The following is a 3,471-nucleotide window of genomic DNA, read 5'->3' as shown; positions in this document are numbered from 1 at the left end:
CTGCGGAATTATTAAAAAGTGATGAATAATTCCAGTAATGGAATATTCTAAAGTGAACTTAATCGAGTGATTGAACACACAATAAAACTTAAAACTGAAAATGTTTACCAACTACTTCAAAATCGCTTTTAGAAATATCCTTAGGAACAGACTAAGAACGGTTATTCATATTCTTGGATTGTCCATCGGAATTTCTATTTGTTTTCTGATTTTTAATGTGGTGAACCATTCTTATAGCTTTGATCAGTTTCATCCTGATAAGGATAGAATTTTTAGAATTAACACCTTGACAGATTGGGGAGATGGAGAGAGTTTTCCGAATTCTGGAACACCTGGACCATTAGGGGAAGTGATTTCAGATGAAATCTCGGGGATAGAACAAAAAGGCAGGCTTTATACTATGTATCAAACATTAGTAACCTTGCCTAATTCACAAAAGGTATTTGGAAGAAGTAATGAAGTGACCTTTGCCGATCCTGGTTTTTTTAAAATTTTCCCTAGAAAATGGCTTGCTGGAAATCCTGAAACTGCTTTAGATCAACCTGAATCTTTAGTGATTTCTGAGTCGAATTTGCATAAATACTTCCCCGGTTCTGAAGCTTCAGATGTTTTGGGACAGGAATTGATGTTCGTGGATTCTGATTCTATTTATGCTAAAGTCACAGGTGTAATTGCGGATTTTGAGGAAAATACGGACTTCATTTTTAAGGATTTTATTTCCCTGAGTACAATCCGGACTGAAGAACAAATTAGTTGGTATGGTCTTCATGAATGGAATTCAGTGAATTCAAGTAGTCAGCTTTTTGTAAAGCTCAATCAGGGAGTTTCTCCAGAGTCGATTGATGAGGCGTTTATCCCTTTAATTGAAAAAAACATGGAATCAGAGGAAGACGGTGAATACAATACCAGCTTTTTTTCTGAACCCTTATCTGAAATGCATTTCACACCGAACTACGGTAATACCTATGTTTCAAAAACTTTTCTGAAAGGTCTGGTATTTATAGGCCTAATCATTTTAGTTCTGGCCACTTTGAATTTTGTGAATCTTGAGACGGCTCAAGCGATTGGCCGATCGAAGGAAGTTGGAATCAGAAAAACAATTGGAGGAACCAGATTTCAATTGATCTCCCAATTTCTTACTGAGACATTGATAATCATTTTCTGCAGCACAATTTTGGCTTTAGGTTTAGTAGAGGGATTGAAATTAGTATTTGCTAGCTACTTACCTCAGGGTTTTGAGATAGAATACTTCTCAACTTTCAACTTGGTATTTTATGCAGCCTTCCCGCTTCTTTTGACTTTAATTACAGGCATTTATCCGGCATTGGTTCTTTCTAATTACGATCCTCAACGGGCTTTAAAAGGAGAACTTCATAGAAATGGAAAGTTTTCGATCGGTGCTTTTCTCAGAAAAAATCTAACTATCATTCAATTGTCATCTTCAATCGCCTTTATCATTCTGGTTTTGGTGTTGAATTACCAACTCAATTTTGTGACTAGCCAGCCTTTGGGTTTCGATAAGGAAGCAGTAATGTATGCCCGACTACCATTTATGTCAGATCCAGATAAAATGCTCCAGCTTCAGGACCGATTTAATCAGGAAACAATGGTAAAAAGTGCCAGCTTGAGTGGGAGTTTGGTGTCTTCCACGAGTCTTTGGACTTCGAGTGTTCGTGTGCCAGTGGATACTTCGTTCAATGAGATTTCCATTCAGGTGATGAATGTGGATTCGGCATTTGTACAGGTAAATGGCATTCCGCTTTTAGCAGGCTCAGCTGGAATAGACCGTAAAGATGAAATAATGGTGAATGAGAAATTTGTGGAAGAGGCTGGTTTCTCAAGTCCTGAAGAAGCGATAGGTGCTGAAATCGGATTTAGCGAGGAGCAAGTTAAAATTATAGGAGTTGTTGCAGATTTTCATTCTAGAACGCTACGAGAGGAAATTCGTCCGCTGTTATTTACCTATAATCCGACGTATTTTCAATCGGTTAACGTAAAGCTAAATTCCGAACAAAATCTGGCTGTAGCAAAGCAAAAACTGGAGCAAATTTACATAAGCGTTTATCCCCACGAAGAAGCTTCATTCGAATTTTTGGATACTCAAATAGATCGGTTTTATCAAGAGGATGTGAAAATCAAAAACGTGCTTGGTTTTGCTTGTGCACTGGCGATTTTGATTTCCTGCCTGGGGCTATTTGGTCTATCTAGTTTCACAATTGCTCAACGTACCAAAGAAATCAGCATCAGAAAAGTCCTGGGAGCAACCCTCCAACAAATTTTATATTTAATCTCCAAGGAGTATATAATTTTGGTAGGTATTTCCTTCCTCATAGCAATATTCCCAGCCTATTATTTCCTCAATGACTGGCTGAATGGTTTCAATACCAAAGTGGATATGCCTTACTTGATTTTTTTAGGGGCTGGTTTAGGTGTCATGATGATATGCCTATTGATTGTGGGCATCCATTCCTATGTCGCTTCGCAAACCAACCCTGCGAAGGTGTTGAAGAATGAGTAGGTGAGTGCCAAAATGAGCAGCGATGAATGGATTTAGGAATTACTCCCGACAGCTGTAAAGGATCCTAAAACAGAAGGTTGGAGATTGCATCCCGTACCGCTGTTGGGACTCGAACAGGAAAAAATTTTGGCTAAAGCCGCCCCATAAACAATTCAAACCTCAAAGGAATGGGCTAAAGCCACATTCCTATTTAATAGCTCTCCTTGAAATAGCCTCCTGCTTTAGCTGGAGGCTATGAAATGCTAGCGATTCGTGCTGGGCTTTAGCCCAATTCTTTTTTGGTAAAGCGATTTGTACGACCCTATCGGGTTCGAATCATGTTTGGACACGTTTAATTCTATAAACATAAATTCTCTTTGGTATTTGGTATCAGATCGGTTTATTAGAACAAAATCCTCAAATATATCCCACGGTTAAAACCGTGGGCTAAAAGGCAATAGTTAAATAAGAGGAATGGCTTTAGCCATTTATTGGTTTTCTTTGGCCACGGGTTTACCCCGATAATTGTGGAGGACCAGGGTAATTTTTGGAAGCAAGAATGTTAATAAAGAAAAAATGGTTTTAAAATAAATAGCTTAAATTTCATCAACTTTTAAAAATGAAAAAACAAGACTCTTGGTTTAATCAGAGTTTAAGTTTTATGATTCCTATTTTTTTAAATCTTCCATAGCTTGGTAATAAAATAGGAGAAAGGTATATATTCATTTAAAGAATTTGATAAATAGTCACTAAGTTATTGTCGATCAGTTTTTTTCTGAAATTTCACAATGAAGCATGTCTTTTGTCTTTTGATGATCCTTCTTATTCATAGTCATGTGAATATAGAAAAGGCCATTGCCCAGGATAATCCTATTGGAGATGGTAGGAAGATTCTGTCTTTGAGCGCAGCAGACACCTTGCAAGCCGATTCTTCCAAGATCATAGAAGATGCTCCGTTGGATATTGGACAGGAT

At 37.7% G+C, this 3,471-nt stretch carries 2 protein-coding genes; both read left to right on the top strand.

All coding sequences use genetic code 11. The features are described from left to right. The first annotated feature begins 100 nt into the window (after positions 1–100). On the top strand, positions 101–2,518 hold the full coding sequence (locus Q0L68_RS18160) for an ABC transporter permease (protein WP_296705675.1): 2,418 nt from the start codon (positions 101–103) through the stop codon (positions 2,516–2,518). Positions 2,519–3,285: 767 nt separating this feature from the next. Beyond that, positions 3,286–3,471: hypothetical protein (locus Q0L68_RS18155; protein ID WP_296705674.1), on the top strand; the 186-nt coding region annotated here is incomplete at its 3' end.

Source organism: Algoriphagus sp., assembly GCF_024642405.1.
Lineage (GTDB): Bacteria > Bacteroidota > Bacteroidia > Cytophagales > Cyclobacteriaceae > Algoriphagus.
Note: the sequence above shows the minus strand (reverse complement) of the source record. Positions and strands in the feature narration are given on the sequence as shown.

What these genes read in the sequence shown, in the direction of transcription:
- Q0L68_RS18160 (WP_296705675.1), top strand. Translation starts at nt 101, where the DNA reads ATGTTTACCAACTACTTCAAAATCGCTTTTAGAAATATCCTTAGGAAC.